Source organism: Listeria cornellensis FSL F6-0969, from assembly GCF_000525855.1.
In the GTDB taxonomy this organism is placed as follows: Bacteria; Bacillota; Bacilli; order Lactobacillales; family Listeriaceae; genus Listeria_A; species Listeria_A cornellensis.
Genome location: NZ_AODE01000032.1, coordinates 41,455 through 57,788, shown reverse-complemented (window position 1 = coordinate 57,788; position 16,334 = coordinate 41,455). Strand labels below are relative to the sequence as shown.

The window sequence follows — 16,334 nt, the reverse complement described above, 5'->3', positions numbered from 1 at the left end:
CGAAAAATTAGGTCCTAGTATGGTATAACCAAAGCGAAACCCCTATCTCAAGCCCGAGATAGGGGTTTCGCTTTGGTTATACCCATACTAGGGACCTAATTTTTCGCAAACACAACCCCTTCTGTCCTACAAACTGAAAATCCAAATCAATTTTCTGGAAAATCCCTGTTTTTGGATTTTCGGATGGTAAGCTATGAGTATATTAAATCGCAACACAAAAAAATAATCGCAAATAAGAGAGGAAGTTTTTTATGAAGAAAAGTAAAAGCTGGATCGCGTTATTTATTTTAAGCTTAACTCTGGTAGCAGTTGTCGCAGCGTGTGGCACTACAGCAGGTGCGAACGATATCGGAAAAACAAGAACGGCCAATGATTTAGAAATAACAGTGACGCACGTCGAAACTTTAAATAGTAAGAATGACAAAACGCAACTTGCAAAAATCGATTTTGAAATCTTGAATGTAGGCTCAGATGAAGCAGGCGCTGGAGCAGGAGATTTCGTTGTGAAAACGGAAAACGGCAAGAAGCATAGTGTCGACGGAATGCACGCCAACAACTTCGGTGACGCGATTGCAGCAGGTAAAACGCTTCGAGGTTCAGGTTATTACGAGGTACCGGCAGGCAAGCAGGACGTGACGGTCATTTATCAACCAGCAACTGGCAAGGCAGATCAAGAAGCGACATGGACAATCACACTCCCTGAAAAATAAGAAAGGTGGAATGCAAAACAATGAAAATTACAGTAGTAGGACTTGGATATATCGGATTACCAACCGCGATTTTGTTTGCGAAGTACGGCAATAAGGTGACAGGGGTGGATTTATCCCCAGTCATGACGGACAACTTAAACGCTGGACGAATTCACATTGAAGAACCTGGACTAGAGGCAGACTTGCAAGACGCTTTAGCCTTAAATAATTTTCATGCTAGCACAACACCAGTCAGCGCAGATGCCTATATCATCGCAGTACCAACGCCTAACAAAAACGACGAATATAAATCATGTGATACAGCGTACGTTGAGTCAGCGCTAGGAAGCATCGTACCACTTTTGAAGGAAAACGACACGATTATCGTAGAGTCAACGATTGCACCACGAACGATGGCAGACGTTGTACAACCGCTTATTGAAAAACAAGGATTCACCGTCGGACAAGACATCTTCTTAGCACACTGTCCAGAACGTGTTTTACCAGGAAACATCATGCACGAACTAATCCATAACCCGCGTATCATCGGCGGAATCACCGAGCAATGTACAGAAAAAGCAGCAGCAGTATACGGCGAATTTGTTGAAGGCGAGATTATCAAAGCACAAGCCGGTGAAGCAGAACTCAGCAAATTGATGGAAAATACGTACCGTGACCTCAATATTGCATTAGCCAACGAACTTGCAAAAATCAGTAATCACCTCGAAATCGACGCTCTGCGTGTGATCGAAATGGCGAATAAACACCCCCGTGTCAACTTGCACCAACCCGGCCCTGGCGTTGGCGGACACTGTTTAGCCGTAGATCCATACTTCGTTATTGCAGCAGCCCCAGAACAATCCCCACTTATGCAAACTGCCCGTAAAGTAAACAACAGTATGCCAGAATACGTCGTAGAAAACGTGAAGCAAATCATGGAACAACGCGACGGAAATACAGTGACGCTATTCGGCCTTACGTATAAAGGTAACATTGATGACATCCGTGAAAGCCCAGCGATGGAAATCCAGGAAATGCTCACAAAAGAAGGTTTTGACGTAAAAAGTTTCGACCCACATGTTGTATCCGCGCCACTAACAGGCGAAGAAGCATGTGACGACAGTTCACTCATCGTTGTTTTAAGCGACCATGACGAATTCCGCACCATTCCGACCACTTATACCGATAAAATGCGCTCAGCGATCGTTTTTGACACAAAAAATATGGTTCAAAATGTCGGTGAAAAAGTCGTTTACGCCAATTACGGCAATCTGTACAAAGTCACGAAGGACGTGGCGCAATACCAATTCAATTAAGGACGTGAAAGCCCATGGAAAAAACCTATTATAATTTCCGAGAACAGGCCAGAACAGCCCAAGAAACCCACGAAAAACCATTGCACGACAAAGTATGGCGCATCTTCGACATCATCGCCGCCGTCTTTGCCCTCCTCATTTCCCTCCCAATCCTCCTCGCAATTGCCATCACCATCAAATTCGAAAACTGGAAAGCCCCGATTTTTTTCAAACAAAAACGCGTCGGAAAAGACGGCGAACTCTTCTATATGTATAAATTCCGCTCGATGTATGTCGATGCAGAAGCACAACTCGCCAAACTCCAGGCCCAGAATGAGATGGACGGCCACATGTTCAAAATGAAAGACGATCCCCGCATCACCCGCGTCGGCAAATGGATTCGCAAAACGAGTCTCGACGAATTCCCCCAATTCATCAATATTTTAAAAGGCGACATGTCCTTCGTTGGACCACGTCCACCACTGATGACAGAATATGCAAACTACACAAGCCATGAAAAAAAAGCGTCTCCTCGTAACACCAGGATGTACCGGTTTGTGGCAAGTCAGTGGCAGAAACAACCTGACTTTTAACGAAATGATTGACCTCGATCTAGAATACATCGAAAAAAGATCGATCCTCTTCAACATCAAGATTCTACTACTCACTTTCAAAGAATTTACAAGCAAAGGAAATGGCATGTAAAAAACCACGTGTCTAAAAAGTTGATTTTCAAAAATAAGTTTCTGGAAAATCCCTGTTTTAGGGAAAAAATTTGATATATTATATGTAGGCCAACAAATTAGGAGGTGGGAGCAATGTGAAACGAAGCAGTACTTCCCAAAAAACAAACAAAAAAACTATTTATTCCTCATAACAAATTCCCTCATAAAAGATTCTTAATAATAATACCCCAAAAAATTCAAGTTGTGAGACAGACTCTCATAACAAAAGGAGAAAATAAAATATGAAAAAATCAATCCCATTCAACGTAGTATCCACTAAAAAGGTGAAAAAAGCCTTATTCGCAACATTAGCAACAGTAACAGTTTTATCACAAATGTTAACAGTCTATCCAACAACAGGTGCAGCGGCAGAAGGCTCTGAGATTGGAACAACAGAAGCACCAACACAAGTAGGCGATTTTGCAACATTAAAAGAAATCCTTGAAAAAGATAATGGCATTACTAACATCGAATTAACCGCAGACATCACGATGACAGGTCCCATTAATATTCACCTGAATAAAACAGAACTGACGATTAACGGAAATGGGCACACATTCACGGAAAGTAAACTGAATTTGCTAAGTTATACTGCCACTGTCATTGTTTCACCTTCTTCTAAAATGCAGACGATGAATATCAAAAACATGAAAATTCGTGGGACCCATTATTATGCTCCATTCCAAGTACATGATGCTGTGAAAGGCGTTGTACAAAACTTTGAAAACATCGATTATGTAGGTCCACAAATGGCTGCCAACACCAATGGTACGGTTAACTTTACAGGGACAAATACAATTGACATTACTCAATTTGAGGGCTTAGGAACGCTCTATCAGATGGTTCGTGCCAACAAAGTGAACATCGCAGGAAATTTCACGGCGAATCACAGAACAACCGCATTAAATACTTTCCAAATTTATGGTGCGGGTTCGTACGTTAAGATTCAAGATGGTGCCAACGTCAATATTCAAACAAATGGTGGGAAATTTATCTTTTCTGATGCAGCCAATACAACCGACTTCACTGTAGGAAAAAATGCGACATTCAACCTAGATACCAAAGCTGAATTATTTACCACATCGATGGCCAACGTTACGTTTGACACGAACTCGACAACGACGATTAATCGTGCTGGGGTAGCCGCAGATGCGTTAATGTTAGTCGGACAGAATTTCAACGTCAATTCGAATGCAAGTTTAGTAGCGAAACAAGATACAGGCTCAACGGCACACATTATCCGTACAACGGTAGCAAACGCAACAATCAACTTCAACGGCCCACGTAAGTTAGACCTAGATGCTAACGGAACAGGCGCTAACCGCGTATTTTCAGCTTATGGCAAAACAACGATTAACTTCAATAACCTGGCAGAAATCGGTGTATTTAATGCGACGAACAAAACAGAAACACCAACCCTAGCGTGGCAAGATGCAACCTTCCAAGTGGTACAAGCATCTTTACAAGCTGGAATTGTACAAGTAGGCGCAATTTCATCTACTAACGATATTCAAACGAAATTCGTATTAGCAGACGCAAAACGTATTACAACAACAGGAACTTCTGAGATAGCACAAAAAGCAGTCAACGAACTTTTCACTAATAATGATTCAGCAACAGATACAATCAAAGATACAACAACGCAAGCTTCCATCGACGCAGCACAAGCATTAGTTAATAAAGTAACAGACCCAGCAACAAAGGCAGCGTTACAAGAAGATCTAAACCGTGCACAAGAATTACTAAATGAGCGTAACGCAGCTAGCTCAGAGAAAGATCGTCAAGCAGCAGCGCTAAAAGCAGTGAACGAATTATTTAACAGCGACAAACCATCAACAGACGCAATTAAAGACATCACGAATCAAGATTCCATTAACGCAGCGAAAGCATTAGTAGATGCAGTAACAGACCCAACAGTAAAAGCAGCATTAGAAAAAGACTTAAAACGTGCACAAGAATTGTTAGACGCAAAAAATGCAGCAGCGGCAGCAGAAAAAGCGAAACAAGACGCAGCGCTAAAAGCAGTGAACGAATTATTTAACAGCGACAAACCATCAACAGACGCAATTAAAGACATCACGAATCAAGATTCCATTAACGCAGCGAAAGCATTAGTAGATGCAGTAACAGACCCAACAGTAAAGGCAGCATTAGAAAAAGACTTAAAACGTGCACAAGAATTGTTAGACGCGAAAAATGCAGCAGCGGCAGCAGAAAAAGCGAAACAAGACGCAGCGCTAAAAGCAGTGAACGAATTATTTAATAGCGACAAACCATCAACAGACGCAATTAAAGACATCACGAATCAAGATTCCATTAACGCAGCGAAAGCATTAGTAGACGCAGTAACAGACCCAACAGTAAAAGCAGCATTAGAAAAAGACTTAAAACGTGCACAAGAATTGTTAGACGCAAAAAATGCAGCAGCAGCAGCAGCAGAAAAAGCGAGACAAGACGCAGCACAAAAAGCAGTAAACGAACTATTTAACAGCGACAAGCCATCGACAGACGTGATCAAAGATACAACGACGCAAGCAACAATCGAAGCAGCACAAAAACTAATTGACGCAGTAACAGATCCAGCAGTAAAAGCAAGTCTACAAAAAGACTTAGACCGTGCGCAAGCATTACTGAATGAACGCTTATCAACAGTCGGAACAATCTCACCAGCTGACTTCCTAATCGGTGGAGACAAGTATGTAACAGGATCATTCACAGGTAGCGTAGCTAAAATTTCCCTACTAGTGGGCGACAAAGAATACACTGGTGGAGCAGTAAAAGCAGACGGCACATTCACATTCTACGCTAACGACAAAAACATCAAGAAAACAGACGAAGTATTCGCAGTAGCATACGACAAATACGGTAAAGAACTAGCTAAAACAGAAGTGAAATTCGTAGTCGTAACAGAAGGTAAAATCACACCAGCAACATACAACTTGGCAACAGACAAAAACATCACAGGAGCTTACACGGATGACGTGACTAAAGTGACTGTAACAGTAGGCGACAAAGAGTACAAAGGCGGAACAGTAACAAACGGCACGTTCACATTCTACGCTTTTGACAAAATCAAGAACGCAACAGATGTAGTAACAGTAAAAGCATTTGATTCAGCTGGTAAATTGCTAGATACAAAAACACTGAAAATCGTAACAGGCGTACCAGTAGTAACAAAAGGTAGCATTACACCGAATGAAATGGCAGTACCAGGCGACAAAAACATCACAGGAACGTATACAGATGACGTACACTATGTAGTAGTAACAGTAGGAAACACAGACTACAAAGGTGGAACTTTTGCAGACGGTGAATTCAAGTTCTACGCATTCGATAAAATTGCAAGTGCAAGCGACGTAGTAACAATGAAAGCATACGACAAAGCAGGTAAACTACTAGATTCGAAAACAATTAAACTAGTAGGACCAGCAGCAGAAAACGTAATCAAAGGTACAATCACTCCGAACGCACTAGTACTTGGAACAGATAAGAACATCACAGGATCATATACAGGTGAAGTGAAATCAGTACAAGTAACAGTAGGCGAAACAACGTATAAAGGTGGAACATTCACAGATGGCGAATTCAAGTTCTACTCTTTCGACAAAATTAAATCTGTAAATGACGTAGTTACTATCAAAGCTCTAGATAAAGACGGTAACGTGTTAGATACGAAAACAGTAACAGTAGTAGCAAAATAATCAATAATAGAGCGGCGATCCAGCTATGGGTCGTCGCTTTATTTATATTTCAAAGTACGTAGTTTTGACAAGGTGGTAAAAATTGTTTATGATGAGGAAGGTAGAGATATAGTGTGATGAGTGGGATCTTTATAAGTAACATTGTTTCCAATCATGTGATAAATATCACATCGTGATTCTAACTAAAAGAATGGAGGAATGCAGAATGAATATCGTAATTTTAGGCGCTTTTGGACATCTTGGGAAGGCGGTGTACCAACTTTTAGAACCATTGCCTAATGTCAATGTAACATTGTTTGGCCGAGAAAAAGAGGATATAGAGGTAGCTTCGACTACAAAAGTCATTTTTGGCGACGCAACGAACCCGGAAAATCTGGAAGGAGCGCTTCAAGGTCAAGATGTTGTTTTCTCTACATTGGGCCCATTCCACGTGGAGACTTTCGCTACCCCATTAGTTGAAACGATGGCGAAGCTAGGAGTGAAAAGGCTTTTTTGGACCACGCAATTTCAAATTAGACAGGATGAAGTGACAGAGGAGAATATTGCGCTTGCAAAGACTTTTGGTTTTGACGAGGAGACGGAGAGAACATATGTGGCGAACCAGAAATTAGGTGCGCAGATCATTGAAGACAGTAGTTTGGATTACACGTTGCTGATGTCGCATTTCTTCAAATATGATAATAGTATTGAAAAAGCGATTCTTCAAGAGGAGGACGAGATGGTGGAAGGTGAGCCAATCAGTATTTATAGCTTGGCAGTTGTCCTCGCGAATTTGTTGCTCCAGCCGGAACGTTATAGTAGAAAAGGGGTTATTATTTCGGCGTCTAAATAAAATGTGAAAAGAGCCTAAAAGATTGTTCATATCTTTTAGGCTCTTTTCGTGTATACACGCTTATAAAATTGGCACGCTTACTGTTTGGATTTCTCCGCCCAGTGAGTCATATGCTGTCAGTGAAACGGTGTCTGTCCGATTCTTAATCAATGGTTTCGCGTAGTATTGGAAGTCTGATCCAGTTGGTGGGACACTGATGGTTGTTTTCTTCGCGTTATTTACAGTCAAGCTAATTCGTGCTACGTCACTAGTAAATTGGCCTTTTACATAACCGTCGCCAAGCACGTATGGGTTCACAGTCACGCCGCCGTTTGCTGATGTTACTGGTACTGCTTTTGTGCTAACGACGTCGCCAGCTGTGTTATAGCCAACTAGTTCAATGACATCGTTAGTATTCGTGATGTTTGTTTTCGCGTAGTATTTGATGATGTAATCTTTTACGTTGATGCGTTGTTGGGGGGCTTTGTTGATCTGTAGCTCTACTTTCACTATATCACCTGTGAATGTTCCTGTTATATAATTATCTTTGCCGATTTTGAATGGCGCGATAGTGTCGATGCTTCCAGGTAGGCTGATGCCATTTAGAACGGTGATTGTTTTTGTGTCTAGGACTTTGCCGACATTATCGTAAGCAGTCAGTTTGGCAGTATCACTCAGATTGCGAATGACATTGTTCGCGTAGTACTTGAAGTCTGGTGCGCTAACGGTGATTTTCGTGCCTTCCGCATTATTGACCGTCATACTAATCTTCGCGATATCCCCTGAAAATTGTCCTGTTACATAGTTGTCTTTCCCGATTTTAAATGGTGCTAGAGAAGTGATAGCGCCAACTGTAGCGGCTTCTTTTGCGATGATAACTGGCTGGGTGGCGAGAATTTTGCCGTTGATGTCGTAAGCTGTCAACTTCACTTTGTCTGTCATGTTGCGGATGAGTTTATTAGCGTAGTATTGGAAATTTGTTGTTGTCACGGTGATTTTCGTACTTTCGGCATCATTGACGGTCAAACTGATTTTCGCTACATCGCCTGAAAATTGTCCTGTTACATAGTTGTCTTTACCGAGGTAGAACGGGTTCAATGTGATCTGTCCTGCTGTTGGTTTCTGTACGTTTACTTTCGTCTTTTGAAGCTCGTTGCCGTCTTTATCGTAGCCAATTATATTGACTTGATCGGTTGGCGCGTTGATTTTGCCTTTGGCGTAATATTGGTAAGGTGAGCCAGTTGCATTGATGATCTGTTGTGGCGTATTGTTAACTTCCAGGCCGATTTTTGTGACGTCTCCTGTGTAGGTGCCTTTAATATAGCTATCTGTTCCGATGATAAAGTCGTTTGTTGTGATGGCTCCAGATGTTTTGCCTCGGTTTGCGAGTAGTTCTTTGGCTGTGTTTAAATTGTTTTGTAATACAGATCTTGTTGCTAGATCGGCAACAGCGTCTACTGCTTTTTGTGCTGCGTCGATGGTAGCTTGATCTGTTTCTTTCTTGATTGTTCCAGATGCGATGTTGTCGTTTGTGAATAGAGCTTGTACTGCTTTTGTTGCAGTGTCTTCTTTTTGGGCTTGTTCTGCTGCTAGACCGTTATCAATCATTGGGCCCCAGTTGTTTGTTGCAAAAGCGCGGACGGTTAGTTTTACTTTTTTGTCTAGGACTGTTCCTGCTGTATATTTTGTTGCTTTGCTTGATACAACGCCGTCTGCACCCATTGGATCGGTGCCGTCTGTTGTATAGTAAACGTCTGTGTTGGCGTTAGGGTTGTTTAAAACTACGCCGGAGCCACTCGGTATGATGCTTACGTTTTGTAGTGTGTGTGCCATGCCGTATTTTGTCCACATTTCTAAGTTGTATTTCACACGGTCAGGGACTTGTGCTTGGACTTTGACTTGGGTGGCTAACCAATCTTTGTAAATGGTAGTTCTAGCACCCATAAATGCTGCATCTAGTTTGTACGCAGCGTCGAGTTCTTTTTGGTTGTCCAGAATGAGTTGTCTCACGTTGGCGACAGATAATGGAGCGCCGTCTGCACCTGCGAAGTCACCGCTTGCTGGGCCAATTTGTTTTAGGACTTGGTCTTTTACGAGCGTTTTGAACTCTAGGTTTCCGGCTGTTGGTACCGTAGTACTATTGCCTGAAAAACTACCGAATAGAGAGCCAGCGCCAAGTTTTGAGTTAAGGTCAAGGATGGACCATTTGTAGCGATACGTTCCGCCACCGCCTGAGAGTGCAGAAGAGGTCGTGCCAGTCCCGCCGTTATTATAGAAAGCACCATCTGTATCATTGATGTTAAATTTCATCTTGATGCCGTTACCGTTTAAAATATCATTGGAAACGACGGCGTCTACTTCTTGCTCGGTATCAATAAACATGAAGAGGATTTGTGTTTTGATTAAATCTTCGACATCGACATAGTTTTTTAAATTCTTGGAAGTTTTTCGCTGTTGCAACGGCTTTTACTTTTGTCAAAATGTTTGCGTCTCCGTCGCCAGCTTCTACAATACCAGGAATGAAATAGCCATCTTGGAAGCGGATTTTCGTGTAATCGTCATCGCTACCGCCGAAGTATTCTTCAAACATGTTTTGACCAAAGTCTTCACGCATTGTTTTTACGCCCATGTATTTCCCGTTGTAGTAGTAGTGTACGTATTTTGTGTGTAGGGAGATTTTATTCATTTGTTGCGCTAAGCTGTTCGTTACTGTTTCATCGTAGCGATTGTAGCCTAGGTTGTAGATGTCACTTTGTGGACCGTCTTGACCTTCTTTTAGTTCGAGTTTGCTGAATTTACCTACAACTGGGAATGTTTCGCCTGGTTTTGCGTCAAAGAAGTTGTATTTTGCTTTTTTTTGCGTTGTAATCACGGTGAAATTTAACTTCAACGCCGGCGTTGTATTGAGCAGCACTTACTTGGCCGAATTTTTCAGCACCGGAGTAGTTGAAGTAGTTGGTTCCGCCGCCGCCCATGTGTGAATCTAAATACTCAAATGTTCCAGGGCTGTAAGAGGTAGCCACTAAATCTGCTGCCGCGCCTGTTACGGAAACGATTGGGAAGTCATCGATGGCTTGTGCGTATTCATCGCTTGTAATGTTATTTTTGAACTGCCATAGAACGCCTGATGTGACTTCGTTTTTGTAATTGTCGCGCAGAACGTACGTGTTGGAAAGGACGCCTGTGTTACCAGTTGCATCATAGCCGTAAACTTTAACAACGGTTGTTTTGCTGATCTTGATTGGGCCAGTGTAAATCGTTCCTTTTGTTGCGCTTGGTTCGCTACCGTCTAGGGTGTATTTCAGTGTGGTGCCGGTTTTAGAAGTCATTGTTAAGTCAAAATCAGTGTCGTACATGCCGCGATCTTTGCTGAATTGCACCGTGTAGTTTGTTTGACCGCTGTTGTTTGACGTGCCGAACGTTTCAGAGCTAAATAGTGTTAATGTTTTGCTTGCGTCTGTTTGACGTCCGAATGTTTGGTTGTACGCTTGTTTTGTATATTTGATGGAGTCTACCGTTTTAAATTCAGAACCGACTTTTGCGGATAAAATAACGTCGCCGCTACCGCCGATTTCGAAGCTTAAATGGTTGTTCCCAAGTTCAGGTGCTTTGTCGGAATACACCACGCGGTACCCTTTTGCAGGAATAACAAGGTTTGAAAACTCGAATTTGTCTAGTGTTTTCGTTTTGTCTGTCAAGTACATACCTTTGCCTAAAACAACTGGTACATCGTTGTCGTTGTAAAGCTCTACCCACGCGTCTTTAGAGCTTGCGGTTCCTTCTGATGACAGCTCATTGATGTAGACATTTTTGATTTTGTCTGGTGTTGCGAGAGCGTTTTCGATGCTCGGGCCTTTGCCGTTATTTTTATATTTGATGATAAGCCTAGCTGAGTTGGCACCGCCGCCTTGATAGACACTACCGATATAGTTGTCGCCATCGACGCGGAATGCCATGGATTGGCCATCTTTCCAGCCATTAAAGCGGTTTTCATTGATAAGGTCTTTTAAATTAGCTGTGCGAACGATTTGGTTTTTTGCTGTGAATGCTGGTTGATTGTACTTCACGACCAAGTTACTGTAAGAACGGGAAGTGATGTTTCCAGCTGTGCTATTGTAAATTCCTGGGCTACCAAGTTCGCTACGGATTTCCATGTTAGAACTTACTTTTGCTGTCGTTGATGCGGATGTTGTAAATTCTAAATAAGCATCTTCAATTTCTGCTGATTCTGGGATTGTAACATTGTTAAAACGGAATGCGGAGATATCTTTGTACGTTGGAGTAAGGGTAGCTGTGTAGTAACCACCGATTCTTAGATTGTCAACAAGGTTCATTGTTTTTGCTGTCCCGTATTCCTCTGCATCGTCGTTTGCTGTTGCTACTTGAGCGCTAGAATCACCGTCTTCTGAGTAATATTCTAGGACTAATTTCGGAGCCATCGTAGCACTCGATTCAAAAGAACGGGCAGCGTAAGATCCAGTTTTATCGCCGTCTACTTTGAAAACAAGGTCTTTCAGTACGGCATTGGAACTGCGCATTTCATTGATAACTTCTGTCAAATCGCCTGTGTTTACAAGATCGTTGACTGCTACTTTTGCTGGTGTTGTAGATTTTGCAGTAGCCTCTGTCAGGGCGCGGTTTGTAAAGGAAGCGACGGTGGATGCAAAGACCCCACCATTTCCGACTTGACCTGCAACTGATAAATTTGTTGGTGTACTTGATGCTGTTAGTGTTGTGAAGGTAAGGTAAGCTTTTGTAATCACGGCATCGGCTGGGATCGAAACATCTGCAAAGCGCACAAATGTAGATTCTGGCACAGCTTTTAGAAGGCCATGTAGATTGAGTGATGTGGCTGTCAAATTGGTAGATGTAGCATTTACTGAGGCATCATCTGTACCGGCTTTGACACGATATTCTTTTTTTCGCTGAAGGGATATTTTCCGCATCATCACGAAGGGAATACGCGTATGCTTGAACACCGCTATTTTGCTTGGCGTTGTAAGCATAGACTTTGACTGTCATATTTTTGTCGACTTTGATTGGACCTGTGTAAGTCGTGCCTTTTGTTTCGCTTGGCGTTGAACCGTCAAGCGTGTATTTGATTGTGTTGATGCTATCTGTTTTTAATGTTAAGTCGAAACCGGTTTTGTACATTCCTGTTGTTTGGCTGGGGGTGATGTTTACTAGTGGAGTAGCGCCGTTGTTTGAACTTTCATATGTCCCTGTTGTGTAGGAAACGAGATTTTTGTCTGCGTCATTAAAACGACCTAATGTTTCGTTATAAGGCATTTTTTTCACGGCAAAAGTATCAAGCGTGTGGAAGCTGCCGTCGTATTTTGTAGATAGATAAAGCGTTGTATCGCGGTCGCCTAACGTGAAGTTTGCAGACGCATTATTTTGCGTGCCGTTCGCCTTCACGATGCGGTATCCTTTTGCTGGGATGTAGATGTTGCTGAGCTCAGATTTATCTAAAGCATTCGCATCATCGGATATAAAAACATCTTTTGAAAGAAATACTGGCGCATCATTATTGTTGAAAATTTCGATCCAGCCGTCTGCCTGAGTGTCAGTTCCCATGCCCGCAACTTCATTTATAAATAGGTTTTTCATTTTTGCGGGATCTTGGATAACTTCTTCGCCGATTGCGTCTTTTTCGCTGTATGAATATTTAATAACAAGCTTTGGTTGTAGGGCTGCATCGGCTCCACCTTGATAAATGCTACCGATATAGTTGTCGCCATCTACTTTAAAAGCGAGCGCGTCTCCGTTTGTCCAACCCATTAAGCGTGTTTCGTCAATGATGCTTTTTAGATTAGGTGTTCGGATAACTTGTTTGGCCACTGTGAAAGAAGGTTGTTGATATTTCACGGTAGAAGCCGAGTAGTTACGGTTGCTGATGTTTCCAGCAGTACTTGTGTAGGTTGCTGGATTGCCTAGTTCAGCTGAAATCGCCATGTTGGAAGATTGTTTGGCGACGGTAGTTTTTGTTGTGAATTCTAAATAAGCATCGTCAATTTTCGCGTTTTTTTGAAAGGTCTACATTCGCAAAACGGAACGCGGACAGGTTTTTATTTGCCGGAGTTAGCGCTGCTGCTGTGTATCCGCCGATTTTCATTTCAGCATTTAAGGCGATAGTTTTAGCTGTGCCTGATTCGTCTGCGTCATCGGATGTGTTGCTGATTTTTGCGTTGTATTCGCCTGTTGGAGACGTGTATTCGATCATGAGTTTTGGCGCCATTGGAGCGCTGGAGTCGAAAGAGCGCATAACGAATGAGCCTACGCCACTGCCAGATACTTTGAATACGTAGTCCTTGATGTCGGCAGTATTTGCACGCATTTCTTTAACAATAGATGAAACGTCGTCGGTGTTGAAAATGGTATTTGCGGTAACAACGGGGGGTTTTCATGCTCATCGTGGTTGTTGTAAATGTGCGGCTTGCGAAGGATGCGGCAGTACTGGAAAATGCGGCTTGCGTGCCGAGTTCTCCTGTTACGTTGATAGTTGTGGATTGTGCTGCTGTGGATGCATCGCGGGCTGTAAATGCGATATAAGCTTTCGTGATTTTTGCGTCTGTTGGTAGGGCCACATCGGCAAATCGTAAATAAGTGGACTGTGTTGCGCCTGCTAAACCGTGTAAATCGAGGCCGGTACTTATTAAGTTCACCGCTGTACTCGAAACTTCGGCGTCATCGCCACTTTTTTGAATTGGAAATGCTTTTGCGAATGAAAATGTTTGCTCTGCGTCTGCAGTGTTTGTAGATTGTGTCGTGGCTGGGGTTTCTGCGAATGTCACGATATTCCCAATGGAACTTGGTACCATGAGAGAGACGATCATCGCCATTGATAAAACTTTTAATCCAAAATTACTTTTCTTTTTCATGTTTAAAATCATAACTACTTATGCATAACTTTTTATGACGGGCAGTTATATCCTCCTTATTTTCTCTAGAATAGTTAACATTTTAATTGTAATTGTGTCAAACTCTTTTTTAACAAATTTTGTGTGGTTTTTATATTTTTCGTAACTTGATTTTCTATTCGTTATAAAGTATCTTATTGCATGATAGCCTTGGCGTATACCCTGTTCTATATGCTTTTGAATCACCACTTTCCTTTTTATTTCGACTGGCTACCCATATATTAATCTCTTTTGTCCCTACCTATATCTTACCTTCATTTCAGGTTGTAAGTCATTAAAAGGCAGGTAACTTTTTTTTCTGTAAAAAAGGATATTCACAAAAAAGACACTTTATCTTTAGGGGTATGTAAACGTATTTTTATTCGTTTTATTGTATTTTTATTCATGTGTTTTTTTAAAAAAAAGTACACTCACATTTTAGGAGTGTACTGTTTTCATTAACTATTGTCATATCTAGCTTCTACAATCTCACTCAAAGCTGCGAAATCCCGTTTTATCGGGGGCATATGCCAAACTAGTATATTGACGCCTGTTATATTGGGCACTGGAGCATCACTGATGATAAGATCGTGTTGCGGCCAATGCTCCCTGGGTTTAAGATCATCGCAGAAAATGATGATTTCCTCGGAGTAATATCGGCGAATCTGCGTTTTCAAAAATTCCTCCCACATAAAACCGCTTTTTGAGATAATCTTAATATGGAGGGCACGAGTATAAGTCTCGGTCAAAAGGGCAACAGAAAAAAGATTATGGATATAAGTTGAAATGACCTCTCGATTCGACCTCAAAAACTGGAAATCAGGTAAGGTTTCGTATTTTTTTAAGATAGTGATAATTTTTTTCTTTATCCTGCGTCTCAGACACGAGTTTTTCCGAAAAATAATCAACATCTAGAATCAGGTTCGCTTTTTCAATGAAGAGGAAGCGTGATAGATAATCCACTATGCTGACTTTTAGTAAAAGGGTATCAGCAATTCGGTCGTCTATAATTGTCAAGAGGTCCTCGGCAATTACCGTACGCGACCCTTGAAATTGACCATTATGGTAGAGGCGCATATTCATCCGTTCTCGATTAACGTACGTAAATGAACCCAGGAAGGACATTATAATAAACAAGTAACGCTCGACAGGAATTAAGGGACTACCAAGCGCATCTTCCAAATCGCTAAAATCAAGACCCATCGCATTATGGTACGTATAAATATCTTCCCAAAATTGTTCATCTTCAGGGGTTACATTAATCGTGTGTCCTTGCTTGATACGCCTCAAAGATACGGCAATAGCAGTCGCGTAATCAACACGGGTACTTGGTGAAAAATAAACTTTCATATGTTGTTCGAATTTTTGAATAAATTTATCGATACAGCTGTCAAAGTTGAAATCTGGAATCACCCAACCGGCATACGGGTAGCATTTACTGAAGAGATGGTAGAAAAAGAATCGGATATTAATCTCATTACCCTCTATTCCGAGTGGGGCGTTGTTAAGCACAAGACGGCTTCGAGCCAAGAAAGTATCCACCTCAGCCAATTTTACATAAAAAGTCGATCTACTAACAAAATTGTTCTCCGCCCATTCTGAGATTGTCGTTTTCTCTCCATTAAAAACAGAAAGAGCCAATTGGAACAGATGACTTGTCGATATCATATATGCCGTTAAATAATCAAAGTTAATCTGAGCAGTCGCTGTTAAAGATAATTTTTTATCGGCCTCATTTATCTGGGCGATCTCCTCAGGAAGTGTAGCGTTGAGCGTTGAGATATCTGCGTTCAAAGTGTTAACAGAGCATTCGACCATGGCAGCGACCTCTTTTTTTACAATCGGAGCCTCTGCAAAAAACAGTAAATTGAGTAATTTTAATCGGCGATAATCTGATGCGGGAATAATATTTTTCATTAGTAAAGCCTCCCCTATCTTCTATATTACTATCCTAATGAAATTTCCAGCAGAGGTCAAATGTGAGCGCGTTGTGTACCCAATTATTTATAGAAAGAACGCGAAAACTCTGCTCCATTTCCATCATAATTATAGTTGCGATACCCAATAAGCTATGCTATAATTATACCTCGTGAGTAATTAAAAATTATTCCTTGCCCGTTTCTAGTTTCAAAGCCGCAAAATGCGTTGAAAAGACTAGAGAGGTTGTTATAATATAAGAGATGAAACGCTTAAAAAAGTATTGTAGGTCTTCCT

Annotated in this window: 11 protein-coding genes and 1 pseudogene; 5 read left to right on the top strand and 7 right to left on the bottom strand. The window is 41.7% G+C overall.

What is annotated here, in order from left to right; genetic code table 11:
- Window positions 1-251: 251 nt before the first annotated feature.
- From PCORN_RS13260 to PCORN_RS13240, 5 genes and pseudogenes are all read left to right on the top strand, one after another.
- Window positions 252-710: a DUF4352 domain-containing protein gene (locus PCORN_RS13260; protein WP_051999478.1), complete on the top strand. Its 459-nt coding sequence runs from the start codon at window positions 252-254 to the stop codon at window positions 708-710.
- 20 nt (window positions 711-730) lie between these two features.
- Window positions 731-2,005, top strand: coding sequence for a nucleotide sugar dehydrogenase (locus tag PCORN_RS13255; RefSeq protein ID WP_036081518.1), 1,275 nt, complete (start codon window positions 731-733; stop codon window positions 2,003-2,005).
- Between the two features lie 14 nt (window positions 2,006-2,019).
- A pseudogene (locus PCORN_RS13250) lies at window positions 2,020-2,689 on the top strand (sugar transferase).
- 262 nt (window positions 2,690-2,951) lie between these two features.
- Window positions 2,952-6,410 (top strand): immunoglobulin-like domain-containing protein, encoded by a 3,459-nt coding sequence (locus PCORN_RS13245; protein WP_036081515.1) that lies wholly within the window; start codon window positions 2,952-2,954, stop codon window positions 6,408-6,410.
- Between the two features lie 205 nt (window positions 6,411-6,615).
- Window positions 6,616-7,242, top strand: a complete 627-nt coding sequence (locus tag PCORN_RS13240) for an NAD(P)H-binding protein (protein ID WP_036081512.1) — start codon at window positions 6,616-6,618, stop codon at window positions 7,240-7,242.
- 60 nt (window positions 7,243-7,302) lie between these two features.
- Here PCORN_RS13240 and PCORN_RS13235 read toward each other — a convergent pair whose 3' ends face one another.
- The 7 genes from PCORN_RS13235 to PCORN_RS13200 form a co-directional block, all read right to left on the bottom strand.
- Window positions 7,303-9,681: an immunoglobulin-like domain-containing protein gene (locus PCORN_RS13235; protein WP_149024359.1), complete on the bottom strand. Its 2,379-nt coding sequence runs from the start codon at window positions 9,679-9,681 to the stop codon at window positions 7,303-7,305.
- Window positions 9,593-10,093, bottom strand: coding sequence for a hypothetical protein (locus PCORN_RS13230; RefSeq protein ID WP_036081506.1), 501 nt, complete (start codon window positions 10,091-10,093; stop codon window positions 9,593-9,595). The genes PCORN_RS13235 and PCORN_RS13230 overlap by 89 nt, the downstream gene beginning before the upstream one ends.
- Window positions 10,053-12,170: a chitobiase/beta-hexosaminidase C-terminal domain-containing protein gene (locus PCORN_RS13225; protein WP_036081502.1), complete on the bottom strand. Its 2,118-nt coding sequence runs from the start codon at window positions 12,168-12,170 to the stop codon at window positions 10,053-10,055. The genes PCORN_RS13230 and PCORN_RS13225 overlap by 41 nt, the downstream gene beginning before the upstream one ends.
- The gene (locus PCORN_RS13220) at window positions 12,109-13,176 is read right to left on the bottom strand and encodes an FN3 associated domain-containing protein (protein ID WP_036081499.1); all 1,068 of its coding nucleotides are present in this window, start codon (window positions 13,174-13,176) and stop codon (window positions 12,109-12,111) included. The genes PCORN_RS13225 and PCORN_RS13220 overlap by 62 nt, the downstream gene beginning before the upstream one ends.
- A gap of 55 nt (window positions 13,177-13,231) precedes the next feature.
- Window positions 13,232-13,558, bottom strand: coding sequence for a hypothetical protein (locus PCORN_RS13215; RefSeq protein WP_149024358.1), 327 nt, complete (start codon window positions 13,556-13,558; stop codon window positions 13,232-13,234).
- 4 nt (window positions 13,559-13,562) lie between these two features.
- On the bottom strand, window positions 13,563-14,102 hold the full coding sequence (locus tag PCORN_RS13210; RefSeq protein ID WP_149024357.1) for a hypothetical protein: 540 nt from the start codon (window positions 14,100-14,102) through the stop codon (window positions 13,563-13,565).
- An 837-nt stretch (window positions 14,103-14,939) separates the two neighbouring features.
- Window positions 14,940-16,037 (bottom strand): AcpB/EbpR/MafR family transcriptional regulator, encoded by a 1,098-nt coding sequence (locus PCORN_RS13200; protein ID WP_036081488.1) that lies wholly within the window; start codon window positions 16,035-16,037, stop codon window positions 14,940-14,942.
- Window positions 16,038-16,334: the final 297 nt, after the last annotated feature.

Coding starts and splice junctions, on each gene's coding strand:
- PCORN_RS13260 (WP_051999478.1), top strand. CDS start 252: ATGAAGAAAAGTAAAAGCTGGATCGCGTTATTTATTTTAAGCTTAACT.
- PCORN_RS13255 (WP_036081518.1), top strand. CDS start 731: ATGAAAATTACAGTAGTAGGACTTGGATATATCGGATTACCAACCGCG.
- PCORN_RS13245 (WP_036081515.1), top strand. CDS start 2,952: ATGAAAAAATCAATCCCATTCAACGTAGTATCCACTAAAAAGGTGAAA.
- PCORN_RS13240 (WP_036081512.1), top strand. CDS start 6,616: ATGAATATCGTAATTTTAGGCGCTTTTGGACATCTTGGGAAGGCGGTG.
- PCORN_RS13225 (WP_036081502.1), bottom strand. CDS start 12,170: ATGATGCGGAAAATATCCCTTCAGCGAAAAAAAGAATATCGTGTCAAA.
- PCORN_RS13220 (WP_036081499.1), bottom strand. CDS start 13,176: ATGGCGATTTCAGCTGAACTAGGCAATCCAGCAACCTACACAAGTACT.
- PCORN_RS13215 (WP_149024358.1), bottom strand. CDS start 13,558: ATGCGTGCAAATACTGCCGACATCAAGGACTACGTATTCAAAGTATCT.
- PCORN_RS13210 (WP_149024357.1), bottom strand. CDS start 14,102: ATGAAAAAGAAAAGTAATTTTGGATTAAAAGTTTTATCAATGGCGATG.
- PCORN_RS13200 (WP_036081488.1), bottom strand. CDS start 16,037: ATGAAAAATATTATTCCCGCATCAGATTATCGCCGATTAAAATTACTC.